Source organism: Budvicia diplopodorum, from assembly GCF_009800925.1.
Classification (GTDB): domain Bacteria; phylum Pseudomonadota; class Gammaproteobacteria; order Enterobacterales; family Enterobacteriaceae; genus Budvicia; species Budvicia diplopodorum.
In genome coordinates this window covers 1-20,552 of record NZ_WOYF01000020.1, presented here as the reverse complement: position 1 = coordinate 20,552, position 20,552 = coordinate 1, and the positions used below count along the sequence as shown (strand labels likewise).

The window sequence follows — 20,552 nt, the reverse complement described above, 5'->3', positions numbered from 1 at the left end:
TAGCAATCTTTATACGGGTATTACACAACAAAACTGTATAAATAAACAGTTAAAATTAGTGATAGCCCTAAGATTGGTCTAATATCGTTCAAAGTCACCGCTCTTTATCCGTCAGAAAACGGTTATTTTCTAACGCTATCGACGCGAGCGAAATTTATACTGAAACCAAAACTAAACGCTAATTTGTTAGCTAAAACCTGAATCCCGACTTTCGTCGGGATGACGGAAGTAAGGTGCGGATGCAGAGATACTGTTCCAAAATGACGAAGGTCAGGTACGGGTGCAAACCAAATGATTTTATCTATAAACCCAGTCTAACTCATCCGCCCGCGTGCCAACGTTAACCTACCGTTGCCCATTCTCAATGCATTCTGATTCATATGACAATGCGTAATCGCAATAGCTAAGGCATCCGCAGCATCAGCCTGCGGATTAGCCGCCAGCTTCAACAGCGAACGGACCATGTGCTGAACCTGTGCTTTGTCTGCCGCACCGGTACCAACAACGGTTTGTTTTACCTGACGGGCAGCATATTCAAACACCGGTAAATCGGCATTTACGGCGGCAACGATGGCCGCGCCGCGCGCCTGACCCAGCTTCAGGGCTGAATCCGCATTGCGCGCCATAAATACCTGCTCGATAGCAAAACAGTCTGGCTGGAACTGGGTGATAATTTCGCTGACGCCGGCATATACCAGCTTAAGTCGGGTAGGAAGATCGTCGACAGCGGTACGGATACAGCCGCTGCCGAGATACTCTAACTTGCGCCCCAGCTGGCGAATCACACCGTAACCGGTAATTCGCGAGCCGGGGTCAATACCAAGGATAATGGTCATTAAAGGGTAGCTGCGACCTCATCAGAGATTTCACCGTTATGGTAAACCTCTTGAACGTCGTCTGAATCTTCCAGCATATCAATCAGCCGCAGTAGCTTAGGCGCTGATTCTTCATCCAGATCGGCTTTAGTCGATGGAATAAGCGAGACTTCAGCGCCAATAGACACCAGCCCGGCCGCATCTAATGCGTCTTTAACGTCACCAAATGCTTCTGGCGTAGTGTAAACGTCAATAGCACCGTCGTCATAAGTGACAACGTCATCCGCTCCCGCTTCCAGTGCCACGTCCATAACCGCATCTTCATCGGTACCGTCGGCAAAGGAGATTACGCCTTTTTTGGTGAACAGATAAGAAACAGAACCGTCAGTACCTAAGTTGCCGCCGGTTTTGGTAAACGCATGACGCACTTCAGACACGGTACGGTTGCGGTTATCGCTCAGGCATTCCACCATGACGGCAGTGCCGCCGGGGCCATAGCCTTCGTAAATAATGGTTTCCATGTTGGTGTCTTCATCACCACCAACGCCGCGGGCAACCGCACGGTTTAGCGTATCCCGCGTCATATTGTTTGATAACGCTTTATCGATAGCGGCACGTAAACGCGGATTCGAACCCGGATCGCCACCGCCTAATTTGGCTGCGGTAACCAGCTCACGAATAATTTTAGTAAAAATTTTGCCACGTTTTGAGTCCTGCGCCGCTTTGCGATGCTTGGTATTGGCCCATTTACTATGACCTGCCATAAAAAATCTCCATTAGAAAGCCGCTATGGGCTTAATGACAAATAACAAATTCTTTAATCGCCTGCCGGTTGCTCCATGACTTTGTCAGTTGAGCAGCCTGTTGTACATCCAGCCACTGATAGGCCCGGTGCTCAGTGAGCACGATACTACGCTCTTGCGGTAACGCTAAACAGAACCAGTGTTCTAAATTATACGCGGTATCTGGGGCATAACGGTGGCGAAAATGGGCGAATATTTCAAACTCCACGCTACGTTGGCAGTCCTGCAAGACTAAGCGTTCGGCTAAGATATCAATCCCAGTCTCTTCTTTGACTTCACGCAGCGCCGTTTGTTGCGCTGACTCCCCGTCTTCTAGGCTACCGGTTACCGATTGCCAAAAGTCAGGGTCGTCATTACGCTGTAGCATAAGCACCCGACCGCTACTGACGCTATAAATCACAATCAGCGCAGATTCCGGATGCTTATATTGCTTCATCCTACTTTTCAGACTTAGGCAAATTAACGCAGATCGCTAATTCGTTAAGCGAAGCCTGATTAGCAAAACTCGGCGCATCGGTCATCAGACACGCCGCTGCCGTTGTTTTAGGAAATGCGATAACGTCACGTATATTATCGGTACCGGTTATCAGCATCACTAAGCGGTCAAGGCCGAAAGCGATACCGGCATGCGGCGGAGTACCATACTTCAGAGCATCTAATAAGAAGCCAAACTTCTCGCGCTGCTCCTGTTCGGTAATGCCAAGAATGCCGAATACCGCCTGTTGCATTTCGCTACTATAAATACGAACCGAACCACCGCCAACTTCATAGCCGTTCAACACCATATCATAGGCATTGGCAATCGCGGTTTCAGGATCGGCTAATAGCTGGGCTGGCGTCATATCTTTTGGCGAAGTGAACGGGTGGTGCATCGCCGTTAAACCGCCTTCCCCGTCGTCTTCAAACATCGGGAAGTCAACAACCCACAGCGGAGCCCACGCATTCTCTTTGGTAATCTTGAGGTCGCGGCCCACTTTTAAGCGCAGCGCACCAATGGCGTCGGTAACTACTTTGAAGCTGTCAGCGCCAAACAGTAAAATATCACCGTCCTGCGCTTGGGTGCGATCCAAAATCGCTTCCAGCACTTCAGGGCTAAGGAACTTGGCCACCGGGCTTTGAACCCCTTCCATTCCGGCTTTACGGTCGTTGACCTTAAGCCATGCCAAACCTTTTGCACCATAAATAGAAACAAACTGGGTGTATTCATCAATTTGCTTACGGGTTAACTGAGCGCCGCCCGGCACGCAAATTGCCGCCACCCGGCCTTTAGGATCGTTAGCTGGCCCGGCGAAAACGTTGAAATCAACGTTTTTCAGCAAGTCGGCCACGTCAACCAATTCAATCGGGTTGCGCAGATCGGGCTTGTCGGAACCATAGCGGCGCATGGCTTCAGCAAAGGTCATCACCGGGAAATCGCCCAGCTCAACGCCCTTCACTTCATTCCACAGTTCGCGCACCATTTTTTCCATAATAGCGCGAACCTGATCGGCACTCATAAACGAGGTTTCAACGTCGATTTGGGTAAATTCTGGCTGACGATCGGCCCGTAAGTCTTCATCACGGAAGCATTTTACGATTTGATAATAACGGTCAAAACCGGACATCATCAGTAGCTGCTTAAACAGCTGAGGAGACTGAGGCAAGGCGTAGAATTTACCTTTGTGAACCCGGCTTGGCACTAAATAGTCACGGGCACCTTCCGGCGTAGCCTTGGTTAACATAGGCGTTTCGATATCGAGGAAACCGTTGCTGTCCATATAGCGGCGAACAAAAGCGGTAATGCGCGCACGGGTTTTTAGGCGATCGGCCATTTCCGGGCGGCGCAGGTCCAAGTAGCGGAATTTCAGGCGTTGTTCTTCAGTATTGGTCTGGTTGGAGTCAAGAGGCAACGGCTCAGAGCGGTTGATGATGTTCAACCGGTCGGCAAAAATTTCAACGCCGCCGGTGGCCATATCTTTATTTACCTGACTTTCAGGGCGGGCACGCACGGTGCCGGTAATCTGTACGCAGAACTCATTACGTAGCTCAGAAGCCTGTTCAAAAGCCGCTTTGTGGTCAGGATCAAAAAACACCTGCACGATGCCTTCACGATCGCGCATATCAATAAAAATCAAACCACCGAGATCGCGGCGGCGGTTGACCCAACCGCATAAAGTTACATCTTGCCCAACGTGAGAGGTGTTGATTTGTCCACAATAATGAGTACGCATAACGCTATCCTTTTATTCAGCCGATGCTGCGCCCGGGCAATTTGCCTGACAGGCCGATCCAGCACATGATTTATCTGATGCATTTTTTTTAGAAGTTTTTGGAGCTTCGCTCGCATACCAGCCGGAGCCTTTTAGCTGAAAGCTTCCGGGGGAAATTAATTTCTTTAGCGCCGCCTGACCACACTCGGGGCAATCAACCAAAGGAGCATCAGCAAACTTCTGTAGTTTATCCAAACGATAGTGGCATGCACCACATTGATATTCATAAATTGGCATAATGGTTATTCTGAGTGCTGGTAACGTAATTAATGTTGTTTAATCGGCCGAAAGGCTATCAGCGCCTCGACAGACAAAAAGGGGTCTATTATAAAGGAAATAATGTCCGCCGATAAGTGCGCAAGTTCAAGTCGACCACTGTATTTCACACTAATTGATGCTTAACCGTATAAAAAAGCAGCACTCAAACCCTCTAATTCCAATACTGTCCGGCTATAAAACAATTTTATTTATCTAAATGCCACCGCTATCGTTGATAAAGGAGTACAAATGTTGAACAATATTAATGAATTGTAAATTTTAGCTATTTTTTACTTTATAAATTAGGAAGTAATAGATTTATTACTATTTTATAGTAAAAATTTTTGCTATTACCCGTTATTATTCTGTGGTGAAAATCAAATTTAGCGAGGTAGAGAATGGTTAGCGCACTGTATGCCGTGCTGGGTGCACTACTATTGTTCAAGCTGTCTTTGGATGTCATAAAACAGCGATCGCAGTATCGGGTTCCTTTCGGAGACGGTGGCTTTTACGATCTGCAAATTGCTATCCGCATTCACGGCAATGCGGTGGAATACATCCCTATTGCTCTCATTCTAATGGTTATTATGGAAATGAACGGTGCTAACGCTTGGCTGGTTCATACCAGTGGCATCATGCTGTTCGTTGGTCGTTTGTGCCATTACCATGGTTTAAAGCATCGCGACTGGCGCTGGCGCCGTTCCGGTATGAGCGCCACCTACATTTCGTTAGTGATGATGATTTTTGCAAATATCTATTATTTACCATGGGAACAGGTTTTTATTCTATATTAGCCGCTGTAGATAGGCGCAATTCAGGTAGAACCATGAATTTGTCTGCCAAAAGAGGGGTTTTACAGACTTTTTTTTATTGCTCTGGTAGACTACGCGCCTGTTTCATTTGCCCTATTTATATCTATCGCTATGTCAAATCGCGACACTCTATTTTCTGCCCCAATTAACAAACTTGGCGACTGGACCTTTGATGAACAGGTTGCTGAAGTTTTCCCTGACATGATCCAGCGTTCAGTGCCCGGCTATTCCAACATTATTTCAATGATCGGGATGTTAACCGAACGTTTTGCTCAGCCAAACAGTACGCTCTACGACCTCGGCTGTTCGCTCGGTGCTGCAACCCTCTCTATGCGGCGCAATATTCAGGTTGAGCATTGTCGTATTGTCGCCGTAGATAACTCGCCGGCTATGGTTGAACGCTGTCGCCGCCATATCGACTCCTTCAGGGCGGAAACGCCGGTTCAGGTTATTGAAGCCGATATTCGCGATATTGAAATAGAAAAAGCCTCGGTGGTAGTACTCAATTTTACCCTTCAGTTCCTTGAGCCAGACGACCGCCAGCTGTTACTCAATAAAGTGTGCAAAGGTATGCTACCCGGCGGCATTTTAGTGTTATCGGAAAAGTTTAACTTTGCCGATCGGCCAATCGGCGAGCTGCTGTTTGATATGCACCATGACTTTAAACGGGCTAATGGGTATAGCGAGCTGGAGATAAGCCAAAAGCGCAGCATGCTGGAAAACGTCATGCGTACCGATACGGTTGAAACCCATAAAAACCGGCTGCATAATGCCGGTTTCAACCATGCTGAAATCTGGTTCCAGTGCTTTAACTTCGGCTCTTTAATCGCAATAAAAGACGGAGTAACCCGATGATCGATTTTGGTGATTTTTACCGTCTGATAGCTAAAAGCCCGCTAAGCCACTGGCTAAACACCCTGCCCCCACAGCTTTCTGAATGGCAGAAAAACTCACTGCACGGCAAATTTAAACAATGGTTTAACGCCGTTGAATATATGCCCGACGTGACGCCAGAGAGTGTGGATTTATTACACAGCGTTACGGTTGACAATGCCGCGCTCAGTGAAGGCCAGAGAAAAGGCATTGAAACCCATCTTCGTAATCTAATGCCGTGGCGTAAAGGCCCTTTCAGCCTATACGGCACTAATATCGACACCGAATGGCGTTCCGACTGGAAGTGGGAACGGGTCGTTCCCCACATCAGCAATCTTGAAGGCCGAACCATTCTCGACGTTGGCTGTGGTAGTGGTTATCATCTATGGCGAATGGTTGGCGCCGGGGCGCATTTAGCGGTTGGCATCGACCCTATGCAGCTGTTTCTTTGCCAGTTTGAAGCGGTAAGAAAGCTATTGGGCGGCGATTTGCGGGCCCACGTTTTACCGCTCGGCATTGAGCAACTTCCCGAACTACAGGCTTTTGACACCGTTTTTTCAATGGGCGTGCTTTATCATCGCCGCTCCCCGTTGGATCATCTGTATCAGCTTAAAAACCAACTGGTTTCAGAGGGTGAGCTGGTTCTTGAAACGCTAGTCATCGACGGTGATGCTCAGCAGGTTCTGGTACCCGGTGACCGCTATGCTCAAATGCGAAACGTTTACTTTATTCCGTCTGCGGCTGCGTTAGTTAACTGGCTTGAAAAGTGCGGCTTCGTGGATATTCGCATTGTGGATATTTGCCCGACCACCACCGAAGAACAGCGCAGAACTGACTGGATGACCAGCGAATCATTGGCTGAGTTTTTAGACCCGCAGGATCCGACTAAAACTATAGAAGGCTACCCAGCACCAATGCGCGCCGTCATTGTGGCGAAAAAGCCATAGCATCGAAATAACATACGAGTATAAGGGATTAACCATGAACGGACGGACCTTCCGACTGATAGCGCTGGCGACAGGCATTCTGGTACTGCTGAGTGGTTGTACCATGCAGGTTTCAGGCAATAGCGCTATACAGGAAGGTAGCGACGGTAAAACGGCCCTGCTGCCGGTTGATATCCAGCTCCAGCGTATTCACTCTTACCCCAACGGCGGCAGCCAGCTAATTACCGCGTCGTCTATGAATGCCGGCGACATCATTCTGTCATCGGCCGCTGGCCCCACCTCTATGGGCATTCGCCTGTTCAGTATTTCCGGCGTAAGCCATGCGGCAATTTATCTGGGTGACGATCGGGTTGCCGAAGCCGTTGGCAGCGGTGTACAAATCGTGTCTCTTGAACAAGCAATGCAGCACAGTAGTAAATTGATCGTCTTTCGCTATCCGGGCCTAACGCCGGAACATGCTTTAGCCATTCGGCAGTTTTCACAAGATAAGGTCGGCATACGCTACAACTATAATGGCGTAGCCTTGATGGCGCCGTTTATGCTGACCCGAAAAGTGTGCGACCTTAACCCATTTTCATCGACGTTTCGAAACTATTGCCTGAATACGTTAGCAAAAATTCAACTTGGTACCGACGACGATGCCAAAGGCACCTTCTTCTGCTCTCAATTTGTACTCGAAGCTTATAAATACGCCGGATATCCGATTACCGATTCAGCGCCGGTTTGGGTCAGCCCCGCCGATCTGCTTCATATGCGTGAAGGTGACGTTGCGTCACTAACGCCGATTAAGCCTTTGCTATATGTCGGGCACTTAAAGCAGGGAATGCTGGAAACGACCACCACGTCCGTACAGGATTTTTTCAGCTTTAATTAGCCTAATACACTTTTATACCCTGCTGATTTGATTTTTATCCCTTCACCGACAATCATTAGTCAATATTAAAACAATACGTTTTAGCCTATTCCCATTAATACAGTGATGTATTAGATGCCGGGTTCATGACTACGATTGGAGATCATATGAAGCAACAGCTAATGGAGTTTTCAATATCAGCGACAATATGTAGAAGCATAATTTTAGGGTTATCCGCCTTTTCATCCTTTTCTATCTTAGCCGACCAACAGCCAACAACGCCTACCCGATTCGCCTACGTTGCGACCTATAGTCCCAATGGCGAAGGCGTCTATTTGATGTCCGTCAGTGCCAAAGATGGGAGTTTATTCAAAGACAAAGTGGTCAGCACGGCACCCAATGCAGCCCAGTTGGTTTTGGATACCAACGGCGAATATCTGTATGTTGCCAGCGAAGTGGCTAACTTCGGTGACAGCGGCCACGGCTCGTTAATTGCCTATAGCGTCAATAAGCAAGATGGCTCGCTGACTAAGCTAAATGAAATTGACTCGCAGGGCGCAGGCCCGGTCTATTTATCCATTCATCCGGACGGTAAATACCTGCTGGTCGCGAACTATATTAGTGGCTCGATTGCCAGCTTTCCGATTAATCGTAACGGGGGTTTAGGTAGACCGGCGTCGATCAAACAAAGTACCGGCGAGCCCGGAGCGGCTCAACCCAAGGGTGCCGTTGAAGGCAGCTTTGCTTTCGGCGATCGCAAAGGCCCTCATGCCCATATGATAGCCAGCGATCCAAGTGGAAAATTTGTCTATTCCACCGATCTGGGCCTGAATCGTATCTACCAGTGGAAGTTTAACGAGTCAACCGGCGTTCTGTCAGCGAATAACCCGCCGTTTATTGAAGCGTCATCACCGGGTGCGGGCCCTCGTCACTGGGTATTTCACCCAAGTAACCATCATCTTTACCTGATTAATGAAGAGTCATCGACCCTGACATCTTACCGGATCGATCAGGATAAAGGCTTACTGACTCAGCAACAAACGCTATCATCATTGCCGCTGAATTATAAAGGAACCAGCTTCGCGTCAGGCATTATTCTAAGTGCAGATAACCGTTATCTGTACGTTGCCAACCGGTTGCACAACAGCATTTCGCAGTTCGCTATCGATCAAAGCGGTGATTTAATGCTGATTGATAACGTCTGGGTCCACGGCGACTACACCCGATCTATCGTCATTTCTCCTGACGGCGGTTCTCTTTACGCCATGAATCAACGCAGCGACCATATCGTGCAGTTCTCAATTGATAAAGATTCGGGAAAGCTTACCTTTACTAACCGATTCACGCCGGTGGGCAGCCCTTCCCAAATGGTATTCCTGCCAGAATAACTTTCCCATAAAAAAAACCGGATACTGGGTTAACAGGTATCCGGCTTTTTATTTTCCATTCGTATTGCACATGTGATAAACGCTTGGCGAATAAACGTTTTAGCTCATTCGCTGGTGAAACCTGACCACGCTGGGGGCAAACACTTCTTTGATTGCCGCCACCATGTCGCTGTCAACGCAAAACTGCGAAAACTCATCGGTATCACTATCGGTATTCATGTTCACGCCGGCTTTGCAATAGCGCATCACCGAAGGCGTTGAATGCCCGGCGGAGGTATGAATTTCCTTAACGCCGGCCTCAATAAATTTATGCAGATTAGTTAAGCGAATTCCGCCGCCCGGCATGATAACCGGCCCCCGGCTTTGCTGAATCAGATGTTTAATCAGCGGTAACCCTACTTCTGCGGTTTGCTGCTGGCCGGATGTTAAGATGCGATCAACGCCCATATCGGTCAGCTGTTTCAACGCCAACAGCGGATTTACACACATATCGAAGGCCCGGTGGAAGGTAATGGATAGGCCTTGGGCTTCGTCGCTTACCTGCTGCATTTTATCTAAATCAATATGGCCATCTTCATTTAAAACGCCAATCACAATACCGGGAAAACCAAGCTCTTTGATTTGCGCTATATCGCTTTTGATAATTTCAAACTCGCTTTTGCTATAGCAGAAATCCCCACCCCGTGGGCGAATAATTGGGTGAATAGGAATAGAAACCTGTTTTTTAACCCAGATTAACGTGCCAATGCTGGGCGTTATTCCGCCCTCAGCCTTAGAGGAACACAGCTCAATACGGTCTGCGCCAGACTGTTCAGCGATAAGAGCACAATCAGCGTTATAACAACATATTTCCAGCTTCGGCATTTCCCCTCCTAAATCAAAACAATTCTTGAGCAAGAGAGCCTATCTGACGTAGTCTACACTCCGGTAATTACATCCATCAAAGGCGCATCGAAGGTTTATTATGGCACTTAATTTTGATCCGTATGTGGAGCGACGTCACACAGATAGTGATAAGTGGCACAAATACGAAGGTAAAGAGATTATTCCACTATGGGTTGCGGATAGTGACTTCAAATCTCCTCCGGCTGTAATCGATGCGTTACAAAAGCGGGTTGCTCACGGCGTGTTTGGCTATGGCTTTCCATCACCTGAACTGAAAGACGTTTTTATTCAGCGAATGAAGCAGCGCTATCAGTGGGAAGTAAAACCCGAATGGTTAGTGTTTCTGCCGGGCATGGTGTGCGGATTAAATTTGAGCATTCGGGCATTAACCACCCCAGAGCAGGGTTCAATCGCTCCCCATCCTATTTATCCGCCGTTTATGAAATCTGCCCGTTCGGCCGATCGCCATCAAATCTCAGCGCCGGTTAAGCTACAGAATAAACGTTGGGTACTCGATCTTGACGCTGCTGAACAGCAGCTCTCCGGCACGGAACGGCTATTGATGCTGTGTAATCCGCACAACCCGGGCGGTACCGTTTATCGCCGCAGTGAGCTGTTAACGCAGTTAGATTTCGCCCAGCGCCATAATCTGATTGTTTGTTCTGATGAAATCCATTGCGATCTGATTCTGGAGCAGGGGTTAGAACATATCCCGTTCGCAAGCCTCAGCGAAGACGCCGCGCAACGCTCCATCACCTTAATGGCTCCGTCGAAAACGTTTAACATTGCAGGATTAGGCGCGACCATTGCCGTTATACCTAATGCCGTGCTTCGAAATCGTTTTACCGAGGCGCGCGCGGGTATTATTCCCAGCGTGGACGTTTTAGCCTACGTAGCCGCTACCGCAGCATACCGCGATGGTGAAGCATGGTTACAAGGGCAGCTGAATTACCTGCGCGAAAACCGTGATATCGTAATGGAAAGAATTAATGCTATTGCGGGGCTAAAGTTAATGCCGATTGAAGCAACCTATTTAGCCTGGATTGATGCCAGCGCGTTACAGGTTGCTAATCCTCATGCCTTCTTTGAGCAGGCTGGCGTTGGTTTATCGCCCGGCAGTGATTTCGGAAACGCACAGTTTGTGCGCCTGAACTTTGCCTGTCACCGGGATTTATTAGAAAAGGCGCTAACGCTGATGGCTAAGGCCGTGGCCAATCTTCCCGTCACGGATTAAGCGCTTGTCGGCTGCTTTATTTAATAATTTCTCGAATACTGTACGGGTGAAACTTAATGGTGATCCCGTCTTGCGTAGCGGCCAACGTTGGGTTGGCTAGCTGCTCCCCTTCGCCCTGTGGGTTGCTGAATTTTAGTTTCAGCTGGGGCAGCTGTAAAATCCGATCGGAAAAAAGGGCTAATGCCGTTTGATGGAAGTTTTCCGGCGTTTCCGGTATCACCCACTCCACGTGTTCCCATCCCTCTTGCGGATAAAGCTTATCTCCGGGGTAAGGCAATTCGACGCAGTCAATCAGCCATGGTCCAACCCGTAACGGTTGATTCAGGCTAAATAGGCAGATGGGCCGCCCGTTAATATTCTTTTCTGAAATCAGTTCACCACACTGCAACAGCCCGTCTTTCCAGCGTTTCGCCGTGGATTGTTGGTAACAACGAACTGAAATGTGATCCGCAACCCTTTGTTCCAAAGATAAATCTAACCGCTGTATGAAACCAAGTAACTTAGCTTCAAACTCAGGCAAGCTTTGATGCAAATCATCTAATTCGGCAACGTTCTCAAATGACAACACTCTAATTGACTCCTACTAACAATAAGGCTTTAGTGACATTCATCATGTAACTATTTCTCATTCAGTAAGCTTATCATCACTAGTAATTTATTGAATAAAATCTGCACATGTAAACTAGGGTCCCAAATGAGCACATAAAGTATACCAAAACGCCATTTTTTCGGGTTAACATCATTAAGTAAAAAGTTAAGTAAAGCGATTTGTACTGATATGCCATCAGTACAATTTTCAACCCACTTATTTTAGCTTTACTGCGCAATATCTATACGCATCAATAAATATGTTATCTGTATCGATGTCTAAAATCGTTACGCGAAAAGTGACAAAAATGAGTTATTTTTAGTCAAAAACATGTTGCTGTTCACATTATGACATCGTTAGAAATAAGCCGTAATAATTTATTGAAAAGCGCCATGGAATATTGTGCAATCAGGATTGAGTATTAGTCCTCACTAAGGTAAGGTATGCCGAGGTTATCTATAATGGATGATAGATGAACATGTCTAGCAGTAAGTATGCAACGCTAAAATCGGAAAATACACATGAGTGTAACGATGTGTGCCATTTGACTAAAATGTCACTCAAACATGCGCACAATATGAAGAAGTCGGAAGCTCTTTCTTATCGGCGTCGGTGTATGTTTTTTTTGGCCCTTAGTACTGTATCTACCTTCTTTTTCGGCATTATATTTTTTACTACGCCAACCCTAATTACCTATTTTATTGAAATGGTGATATCCATTATGGGTATTACAATTTCTCATGCCTGGTATCGCACGACCCTCAATAACAACCACTGGCATAAAAGCTGGGAACGGCACATTGAGCAGTTAGAGGGGCAAATGTCGCAGTGTAAAAAAGGCGCAGCCCACATTATTCCGCCGCTTAAACCAAGCAATAGCATGCATAACTCACTGATGCTAAACCAAACGTTTAACCTACTGCTATTTGGTTTTTGGTGCATTTTGCCTATCATCTCGCTGCTAAAATTCTTTTATTATTTCGTTTACGTTAACGGTACGTCCCTTTCGCTGGTGAGTACGCTATTTCTGTGTATTCCATTCTTAATCATGATGTTTTTGTCTATCGCCCTGAACGTGTTTATGTGTATGTTCTCATCGAAAGATGACGCAGAACTAGACAATAAAGAGTTGGACATCTCCCTGCGGTATAATAAAAGCCATCATTCATAAATAGCCGCGTCATGCGCTATCCTTTCCGTGCTTTAACATGATTCTGTCCCTGCTTTTACTCTAAACAACCTTCAAATACCCTCGCGTAACGTTCATAACGCCTTTTTTCGTATCAATATAGCCACCCCATTCATCTACGGCAAAGCTGACGACGCGCCCGATATCGGGTATCATCCTCCCGTTTTGCTGCGCAATATAAAAAATGGGTGAGATAACCCCCAATTGAACGGTATCATAGCCCTACTCGTTATCGAGTTTTATACTAAAGACATTAAATCGTAACTAAGGTAACCCGGTGAATATACAGGCTCTTCTATCAGATAAAATTACTCAGGCACTTATTGCTGCTGGTGCACCTTCAGATTGCGAAGCGCAGGTTCGCCAGTCTGCTAAGTCCCAGTTTGGTGATTATCAGGCTAATGGCATTATGTCCGTGGCTAAAAAGCTCGGTCTTCCTCCCCGCCAGCTGGCCGAGCAGGTATTAACTCACCTAGACCTTTCTCCGATTGCGAATAAAGTAGAAATTGCCGGGCCCGGCTTTATTAATATTTTTCTGGCGGCGGAATGGCTAGCGGAACAAACGAAGCTAGCGCTGGCCGATGATAAACTTGGCGTAACGCCGGCACCGAAACAAACCATCGTCGTTGACTATTCTGCGCCAAACGTTGCTAAAGAAATGCACGTGGGTCATTTACGTTCAACTATCATTGGCGATGCCGTTGTCCGTACGCTTGAGTTTCTGGGCCACCACGTTATTCGTGCAAACCACGTCGGTGACTGGGGAACCCAGTTCGGTATGCTGATTGCCTATCTTGAGAAAATGGAAAACGAGCATGCCGACAATATGTCGCTATCGGATCTTGAAGTCTTCTATCGCTCCGCAAAACAGCATTATGATCAAGACCCCGCCTTTGCAGAACGCGCCCGTAACTACGTAGTAAAACTTCAGGGTGGCGATGAATATTGTCGCGCCATGTGGCGTAAGCTGGTTGATGTCACAATGCATCAAAACATTCTGACCTATAAGCGTTTAAACGTGACCTTAACCGTTAACAACGTTATGGGTGAAAGCCTCTATAACTCAATGCTCCCTGGCATCGTTGCCGATCTGAAAGCTAAAGGGCTGGCAGTTCAAAGCGACGGCGCAACCGTGGTTTATCTTGACGAATTCAAGAATAAAGAAGGTGAACCGATGGGCGTTATCATTCAGAAAAATGATGGCGGTTACCTGTATACCACCACCGATATTGCCTGCGCTAAATATCGTTATGAAACCTTAAAAGCCGATCGGGTACTTTACTATATCGACTCTCGCCAGCATCAACACCTGATGCAGGCATGGGCTATTGTGCATAAAGCGGGTTATGTTCCTGACTCCGTCAGCTTAGAACACCACATGTTCGGCATGATGCTGGGTAAAGACGGTAAGCCGTTCAAAACCCGTTCTGGTGGCACTATCAAGCTGTCTGACCTGTTAGACGAAGCCATTGAAAATGCCGATAGTAAGCTGCACGCGTTGATTATGGATAAAAACCCGGATATGCCGGAAGATGAACTGCGTCGCGTCATCAATGCGGTAGGTATCGGCGCAGTAAAATATGCCGACCTGTCTAAAAACCGCACCACCGACTACATTTTTGACTGGGATAACATGCTCGCGCTGGAAGGCAACACCGCGCCTTATATGCAATATGCCTATACTCGCGTGGCGTCTATTTTCAAACGTGCAGACATTGATGAAAGCCGCTTAAGCGGCGATTTGTATCTGGTTGATGAACGCGAGAAAGCGCTGGCAACCCGCTTACTCCAGTTTGAAGAAACGCTGTATGCCGTAGCCCGTGAAGGCACGCCGCATACCATGTGTTCTTACCTCTATGACGTAGCGGGTTTGTTCTCAGGCTTCTATGAAAATTGCCCGATTCTGAACAATGACGATTGGACAATACGTCATAGCCGTTTACAGCTGGCGGCATTAACCGCCAGAACGCTAAAGCGGGGTTTAGATACCTTAGGTATTGAGACCGTTGAGCGGATGTAATTTTTTGCGCCATGTCTAAAAGTAAAGGCGCCTTATGGCTAATGCCAGTCAGCTAAGGGCTGCCAGTATGCTTGAAATGGTAATCCGCGTGATTATCATCGGCCCCTCCCCGTCGTCACCCCGGTGGAAACCGAGGTCAGGTCGTTAAGCCAAGTACCCGTTTGTTAGCAAAAATCTGGGTCCCGGCGTTCGCCGGGATGACGACGGTAGGGCCACATAGTGTGAAAACGCTTAACTGACAAACATTACGCCTTATGGCGCCTTAAGTTGCTGACAAAGCGGTTTAATTTGATTTCAGCGCAAGTTTCGTCCGCGAAAACAATGTCGAAATATTATCTTTTATCTGGCGGCCGAGGGGCGGTGTTTTTGAGCGTATCGGGCTCCGGGCCTTATCACTAGAATCCCTAAAGGCTCTTCTGCAATTGGCGGGCAAAATCTCTAGGCCGGAACCCCAAAACGCCAAGCGTACCAAAATAGGCAACCACGCCAATAATCACCACGGCCAGCAGGCGCAAAATTCTAAACAGCATACTGCCGGAATCCCACGCGGGCATCACCAGCATCATTCCCACCAGCGCAGCCGTCATAACCAACAGAGCAACCGCCAGTTTAAACAGGAAGATAGCCCACCCGGCTTTCGGCTGGAAATAGTTGCGTTTATGCAGTTGCCAGTAAAGCAGCGCGGCGTTCAGACAGGCCGCAACGCCGATAGACAGCGCCAGACCGGCGTGCTTTAGCGGGCCGATAAAGGCCAAATTCATCATTTGAGTGGCAAACAGCGTGAACAGCGCGATTTTTACCGGCGTTTTAATGTCCTGACGGGAATAGAACCCCGGAGCCAGCACCTTCACTAAAATCAGCCCCATCAGCCCGATTGAATAGGCAATTAACGCTCTCTGGGTCATCAGCGAGTCATACGCAGTAAATTCACCGTACTGGAATAATGATTTAATCAACGGCTCAGACAGCACGCCTAACGCAACGGAACAAGGCAGCGCCAATAAGAAACAAAGGCGAAGCCCCCAATCCATTAAGCTTGAATATTCCTTGGTATCGCCGCTGGAAAAGCTTTTGGCCAATGACGGCAATAAAATAGTTCCTAACGCCACGCCAAGCACGCCAGAAGGCAGCTCCATCAGGCGATCGGCGTAGTACATCCAAGAGACCGAACCCGACTGTAGAAAGGAAGCAAAGATGGTATTAATAATTAACGAAATTTGACTAACGGACACACCGAGAATCGCTGGCCCCATCTGCTTTAGCACTCGCCATACGCCGCTATCGCGCACGTTAACTCTTGGCAACACCAGCATGCCAATCTTTTTCAAATGCGGTAGTTGATATAATAATTGCAGAATACCGCCAACCACCACCGCCCACGCCATCGCGATAATCGGGGGGTTAAAATACGGCGCGGCAAACAGCGCAAAGCCAATCATGCTGACGTTCAGCAGCGTTGGGGCAAATGCAGGAACGGAAAAACGGTTCCAGGTATTAAGAATCGCACCGGCTAATGATGCCAATGAGATAAGCAGAATATACGGAAAGGTAATACGCAGTAGGTCGGTGGTCAGGAGGAACTTATCGGGCTCATCGGTAAATCCGGGAGCGGTTATCATAATGACCCAAGGCGCGGCAATAATGCCCAGCAGCGTAACCAGCGCTAATATCAACGTCAGCAAACCGGACACATAAGCGACAAAAATCTTGGTCGCCTCTTCGCCCTGCTTGGTTTTATACTCCGCCAGAATCGGCACAAATGCTTGAGAAAACGCGCCCTCGGCAAATATCCGGCGCAGCAAATTGGGCAGCTTAAAAGCAACAAAGAAGGCATCGGTTGCCATACCTGCGCCGAATGCACGGGCAACGATCGCATCGCGGGCAAAGCCTAAAATGCGGGAAACCATCGTCATGGAGCTGACGGCAGCCAGCGCTCTTAATAAATTCATATAATTACGTTGTTCTTATTTTAAATGGCATCGAGCGATCGCTCGATGGCTGACTGATGCGTAGTTTACGGATAAGCAAAATAATCACCAGTTTAAACCAGTATAAAAATGTTTTTTATCATAATATTCTGGCCTGACGGAACGTCAAAGCCTGAAGCTATGCTCAAAACCTTGTCAGGCCTGTATGAAAGCAGAACCAAATGTGACATTGTCACTCAAGGATTTAACTCATCAGGAAATCGACTTTCTCAGTTAATTCAGCAACCTGCTGTTGTAGAATCTCAATTTCGCCTTCCAGATACTTCACCTGTTCAGCCAGTTCGCTATTTTGTCGTAGCGTTACCTCAGCGTCGGCCAACTCGCCAACCATGTTGATATCTACCGGACCACTTAACAAATGAGCAAAACGGCTTTCTCTACGCCCCGCTTCCCGCGCAAGCTTAACCACAAAAGGCCCATCTTCCCGCATGGATAGTTCGGCTAACGTCTGCTCAACCTCATTGATATCAGAAAACTCATGCAAACGGTTAGAACGCGTTCTTAACTCACCCGCAGTCTGAGGGCCGCGTAATAATAACAGACAAATAATCGCCAGCTCGGCCGACGACAGTTTAAGATCGCCAAACTCGGTATTACAGAAACGATGAACGTATTTTACTACCCGACCGCCGGTACCCGATGCGTGGCGAACCAGATGCTTTTTCTGCAGGCCATCTAACGTTTGCTGGATCTCACTCTCATTCAGCTCCATTACCGGTTCACGGCTGGTTTTTTGGTTACAGGCAATCATCAGCCCATTGAGCGACAGCGGATACTGATCCGGCGTTGTCACCTCTTTTTCCAGCATACAGCCGATAACCCGCGCTTCTTTATCGGTTAACTGATATTTCATAGTGAGTTCCTTAAATAGCTGGTTTCCAGTCAGAATTGGTTAACGCCATTAATACGTGATCCTGCCAATGGCCATCAATTCTCAGGTAGTCTTTAGCATAGCCTTCACGTTCAAAGCCTAAACGCACCAGCAAATTGCCACTGCGCAGATTGTGCGGCATATAGTTAGCCATAATCCGGTGCATCCGCTGTTGGTTAAGCATATAGCGCAGTGCGGGCCTGAGCGCTTCATACATCAGCCCTTGCCCCTGCCATTTTTGCCCCAACGAGTAGCCTAAAAAGCAGGCGTGAAAGTCGCCCCGCAAAACGTTACTAAAATTGACCACGCCGATTACCTCGTTATCTTCAAGATCCAATAACAAAAAGTAGTATGCGAGGCCCTGTTTATGTAGCTCACCGATCGTGTTCAAACGCACTTGCCAGCCGGACGGGTAACAATAGCTTTGATCCCTGACCGGTTCCCAAGGCTTAAGAAAATCCCGATTTTCGGTGTAATAATCGGCCAGACGGTAGGCATCCCGTTCATTCGCAAGGCGAATAGTAAGGCGTTCCGTTGTTAATGATACCTTAGGCACATTAGAGCGATAACCAAACATCCGGAATTCCTTATTAGCATTCGAAGATAAAGATAGTTTACTAAAATAGTATCGTTATTCAGCAATTAAGTTCAAAATAACAGGCCAGTTCCCTCTGTTATTTATCCTTTCGCTTACGGTGAAACTATGCCTCGGGTATCGCGGGTCAGAAACTTAGGTAAGTATTTTCTATTATTAGATAACCTGCTAGTTGTTCTTGGCTTTTTTATCGTTTTCCCGCTGATTTCTATCCGCTTTGTTGACCAGCTTGGTTGGGCGGCGCTAGTAGTCGGTTTAGCGCTAGGCCTGCGCCAGTTTCTTCAACAGGGGCTAGGCATTTTTGGCGGCGCACTGGCTGACCGTTTTGGCGCTAAGCCGCTGATCGTCACCGGCATGCTATTACGCGCCGCTGGCTTTGCCTGCATGGCGATGGCCGATGAGCCTTGGATTCTAATGCTCTCCTGCGCCCTTTCTGCCTTTGGAGGAACGCTGTTTGATCCACCGCGCGTGGCGTTAGTGATTAAGCTTACCCGCCCCCATGAGCGCAGCCGATTTTATTCTATTTTGATGATGCAAGACAGTGCCGGCGTGGTGATTGGTGCAATGCTTGGAAGCTGGTTGCTTCAGTACGATTTTCACTGGGTTTGCTGGTCAGGTTCGGTTTTTTTTATCTTAGCCGCAGCGCTGAATGCGTTTGTACTGCCTGCCTATCGCGTATCCGCCTGCGTACGAACCCCGATTATGAGCGGAATTAAAGCCGCCATTCAGGATAATCATTTCCGCCGCTATGTTCTTATGCTGACCGGCTACTATATTTTGTCGATACAGGTGATGCTCATGCTTCCCCTGCTGGTTAATGAAGTTTCCGGTACGCCAACCACCATCCGCTGGATGTACTTAATTCAGGCGGTATTATCTCTTGCGCTGCTCTACCCGATTGCCCGCTGGAGCGAGAAGCACTTCCGCCTCGATCAACGCCTGATTGTGGGGCTATTACTGATGACGCTCAGCCTGATGCCGTTGGGCTTTATTACCTCACTCCCGGCGGTACTGGCGCTGATTTTCTTTTTCTATCTGGGGCTGATTATTGCTGAACCCGCACGGGAAACGCTGAGTGCGTCGTTGGCTAACCCTTACGCCCGCGCCAGCTATATGGGGTTCAGTAAGCTAGGCTTGGCCTTTGGCGGTGCCATTGGCTATACCGGCGGCGGTTGGCTGTATGATATCGGCCACCAGCTTAACGTACCTCAGGTGCCCTGGATCCTGCTCGGCGTGATTGGTCTGGCGACGGCAATGGCTTTACACCGCCAGTTTTCACCTCGAGAGATTCCTCCAAAAGCGCTGCCTTCCTGATTTTCAATAGAATTTGCGTCGCCAACGTATAGATTGTTACTCTATATGCCTTGGCTTTATTACTTAACCCTTTGAGGTTTTCATGCTCAATCTGATTTGCCGTATTTTTGCCGTCGCTTTTATTGGTCTGATGTTTGGCTGTAACCAAATGACCCAGTATTCGTTGACTGAACAATCAATTAATAATTATTTAGACACCCATGCTCAAAACGTTTCGCGCAGCTTTAACTTAAGCGGTCTGGTAAACGCAGATTTAAAATTAAATAACCTGAGCGCTAAAATTGGCCAGGACCAGCCAAACAAAATTACCCTGACCGGCAACGCCATTTTTGCCATTTCGTCTCTACTGGGTAACCAAGATGCCAATCTACAGCTGACCATTAACGCTCGCCCGGACTTTGATCCGGTTAAAGGGGCGATTTATCTACGGGATTTAGAGCTGGGCGATTACGATCTGACTACCAGTCAGGGTAATGTAAAAAACGTAAAAACCTTTATTCCGTTGCTGAATAAAGCGCTACAGGTTTATTTTAACGATCAGCCGGTTTATGTATTAAACCCAGCGAACGGCACGTTAGAAGCTACGGCTCAAAAGCTGGCTAAAGACATTGAAGTTCAGAAAGGAAAGCTGGTGTTTTCGTTTATTAAATAGCGGTGAACAACCCGAAATCTGAATGTAAAAAAGGCGCAAATTAATGCGCCTTTTACTTTACAGCATGACTACGATCAGAATCTCACGTTGACGTTCATATTCAGACCCTTATCGCTGGCGCTGTCTTCCCGCCAGTTGTAAGCGTCCAGACCCATCGTGGTGTTGCCCTGATTATAATGCACGCCTATCTGTGCCAGTCCGTTTACGCCGCCGCCTT

The 20,552-nt window shown here is 47.7% G+C and carries 20 protein-coding genes; 10 read left to right on the top strand and 10 right to left on the bottom strand.

Annotated features, from left to right (window positions below; translation table 11 throughout):
- Positions 1-314 precede the first annotated feature (314 nt).
- From ruvC to GVI43_RS14435, 5 genes are read right to left on the bottom strand one after another with little or no spacing between them, the layout of a single operon-like run.
- A complete protein-coding gene (gene ruvC / locus GVI43_RS14455; protein WP_159567564.1) occupies positions 315-836 on the bottom strand; it encodes a crossover junction endodeoxyribonuclease RuvC in 522 nt (173 codons plus the stop codon).
- Positions 836-1,579, bottom strand: a complete 744-nt coding sequence (locus tag GVI43_RS14450; RefSeq protein ID WP_159567563.1) for a YebC/PmpR family DNA-binding transcriptional regulator — start codon at positions 1,577-1,579, stop codon at positions 836-838. The genes ruvC and GVI43_RS14450 overlap by 1 nt, the downstream gene beginning before the upstream one ends.
- Before the next feature lie 31 nt (positions 1,580-1,610).
- Positions 1,611-2,054, bottom strand: a complete 444-nt coding sequence (nudB, locus tag GVI43_RS14445) for a dihydroneopterin triphosphate diphosphatase (RefSeq protein ID WP_159567562.1) — start codon at positions 2,052-2,054, stop codon at positions 1,611-1,613.
- Between the two features lies 1 nt (position 2,055).
- Positions 2,056-3,828 carry an aspartate--tRNA ligase gene (gene aspS / locus GVI43_RS14440; protein ID WP_159567561.1) on the bottom strand — a complete coding sequence of 591 codons (1,773 nt, stop codon included), beginning with the start codon at positions 3,826-3,828 and terminating at the stop codon, positions 2,056-2,058.
- A 12-nt stretch (positions 3,829-3,840) separates the two neighbouring features.
- Positions 3,841-4,104 (bottom strand): FmdB family zinc ribbon protein, encoded by a 264-nt coding sequence (locus tag GVI43_RS14435; protein ID WP_159567560.1) that lies wholly within the window; start codon positions 4,102-4,104, stop codon positions 3,841-3,843.
- A 419-nt stretch (positions 4,105-4,523) separates the two neighbouring features.
- Between GVI43_RS14435 and GVI43_RS14430 the strand changes: the two genes are divergently transcribed.
- The 5 genes from GVI43_RS14430 to GVI43_RS14410 all read left to right on the top strand — a co-directional run bounded on the left by GVI43_RS14430 (position 4,524) and on the right by GVI43_RS14410 (position 8,998).
- Positions 4,524-4,919 (top strand): MAPEG family protein, encoded by a 396-nt coding sequence (locus GVI43_RS14430; protein WP_159567559.1) that lies wholly within the window; start codon positions 4,524-4,526, stop codon positions 4,917-4,919.
- A gap of 129 nt (positions 4,920-5,048) precedes the next feature.
- Positions 5,049-5,792: a carboxy-S-adenosyl-L-methionine synthase CmoA gene (gene cmoA, locus GVI43_RS14425; protein WP_159567558.1), complete on the top strand. Its 744-nt coding sequence runs from the start codon at positions 5,049-5,051 to the stop codon at positions 5,790-5,792.
- Positions 5,789-6,757, top strand: a complete 969-nt coding sequence (gene cmoB, locus GVI43_RS14420) for a tRNA 5-methoxyuridine(34)/uridine 5-oxyacetic acid(34) synthase CmoB (protein ID WP_159567557.1) — start codon at positions 5,789-5,791, stop codon at positions 6,755-6,757. The genes cmoA and cmoB overlap by 4 nt, the downstream gene beginning before the upstream one ends.
- Before the next feature lie 34 nt (positions 6,758-6,791).
- Positions 6,792-7,631, top strand: a complete 840-nt coding sequence (locus GVI43_RS14415) for a YaeF family permuted papain-like enzyme (RefSeq protein ID WP_246201869.1) — start codon at positions 6,792-6,794, stop codon at positions 7,629-7,631.
- A 146-nt stretch (positions 7,632-7,777) separates the two neighbouring features.
- Entirely contained in the window at positions 7,778-8,998 is a 1,221-nt protein-coding gene (locus tag GVI43_RS14410) for a lactonase family protein (protein ID WP_246201868.1), read from the top strand.
- Positions 8,999-9,097: 99 nt separating this feature from the next.
- Here GVI43_RS14410 and cutC read toward each other — a convergent pair whose 3' ends face one another.
- Positions 9,098-9,862 (bottom strand): copper homeostasis protein CutC, encoded by a 765-nt coding sequence (gene cutC / locus GVI43_RS14405; protein WP_159567556.1) that lies wholly within the window; start codon positions 9,860-9,862, stop codon positions 9,098-9,100.
- Between the two features lie 100 nt (positions 9,863-9,962).
- Between cutC and GVI43_RS14400 the strand changes: the two genes are divergently transcribed.
- Positions 9,963-11,117, top strand: coding sequence for a MalY/PatB family protein (locus tag GVI43_RS14400; protein WP_159567555.1), 1,155 nt, complete (start codon positions 9,963-9,965; stop codon positions 11,115-11,117).
- A 16-nt stretch (positions 11,118-11,133) separates the two neighbouring features.
- Here GVI43_RS14400 and GVI43_RS14395 read toward each other — a convergent pair whose 3' ends face one another.
- A complete protein-coding gene (locus GVI43_RS14395) occupies positions 11,134-11,685 on the bottom strand; it encodes a VOC family protein (protein ID WP_159567554.1) in 552 nt (183 codons plus the stop codon).
- A 493-nt stretch (positions 11,686-12,178) separates the two neighbouring features.
- Here GVI43_RS14395 and GVI43_RS16110 point away from each other — a divergent pair, with 493 nt between their 5' ends.
- Both GVI43_RS16110 and argS read left to right on the top strand, forming a co-directional pair.
- Positions 12,179-12,877, top strand: a complete 699-nt coding sequence (locus tag GVI43_RS16110) for a RipA family octameric membrane protein (RefSeq protein WP_484478970.1) — start codon at positions 12,179-12,181, stop codon at positions 12,875-12,877.
- A gap of 295 nt (positions 12,878-13,172) precedes the next feature.
- Complete coding sequence (gene argS, locus GVI43_RS14385; protein WP_159567552.1) at positions 13,173-14,915, top strand: arginine--tRNA ligase; 1,743 nt, start codon at positions 13,173-13,175, stop codon at positions 14,913-14,915.
- 404 nt (positions 14,916-15,319) lie between these two features.
- Here the strand turns inward: argS and murJ are convergent, their stop codons facing one another.
- From murJ to rimJ, 3 genes are all read right to left on the bottom strand, one after another.
- Complete coding sequence (gene murJ, locus GVI43_RS14380; RefSeq protein ID WP_159567551.1) at positions 15,320-16,864, bottom strand: murein biosynthesis integral membrane protein MurJ; 1,545 nt, start codon at positions 16,862-16,864, stop codon at positions 15,320-15,322.
- Between the two features lie 223 nt (positions 16,865-17,087).
- Positions 17,088-17,756 carry a YceH family protein gene (locus GVI43_RS14375; protein ID WP_159567550.1) on the bottom strand — a complete coding sequence of 223 codons (669 nt, stop codon included), beginning with the start codon at positions 17,754-17,756 and terminating at the stop codon, positions 17,088-17,090.
- 10 nt (positions 17,757-17,766) lie between these two features.
- On the bottom strand, positions 17,767-18,351 hold the full coding sequence (rimJ, locus tag GVI43_RS14370; protein WP_159567549.1) for a ribosomal protein S5-alanine N-acetyltransferase: 585 nt from the start codon (positions 18,349-18,351) through the stop codon (positions 17,767-17,769).
- A gap of 126 nt (positions 18,352-18,477) precedes the next feature.
- On the opposite strand from rimJ, the gene mdtH reads away from it, so the two are divergent.
- Positions 18,478-19,683, top strand: coding sequence for a multidrug efflux MFS transporter MdtH (mdtH, locus tag GVI43_RS14365; RefSeq protein WP_159567548.1), 1,206 nt, complete (start codon positions 18,478-18,480; stop codon positions 19,681-19,683).
- An 82-nt stretch (positions 19,684-19,765) separates the two neighbouring features.
- Entirely contained in the window at positions 19,766-20,335 is a 570-nt protein-coding gene (locus GVI43_RS14360) for a lipoprotein (protein WP_159567547.1), read from the top strand.
- Positions 20,336-20,552 lie beyond the last annotated feature (217 nt).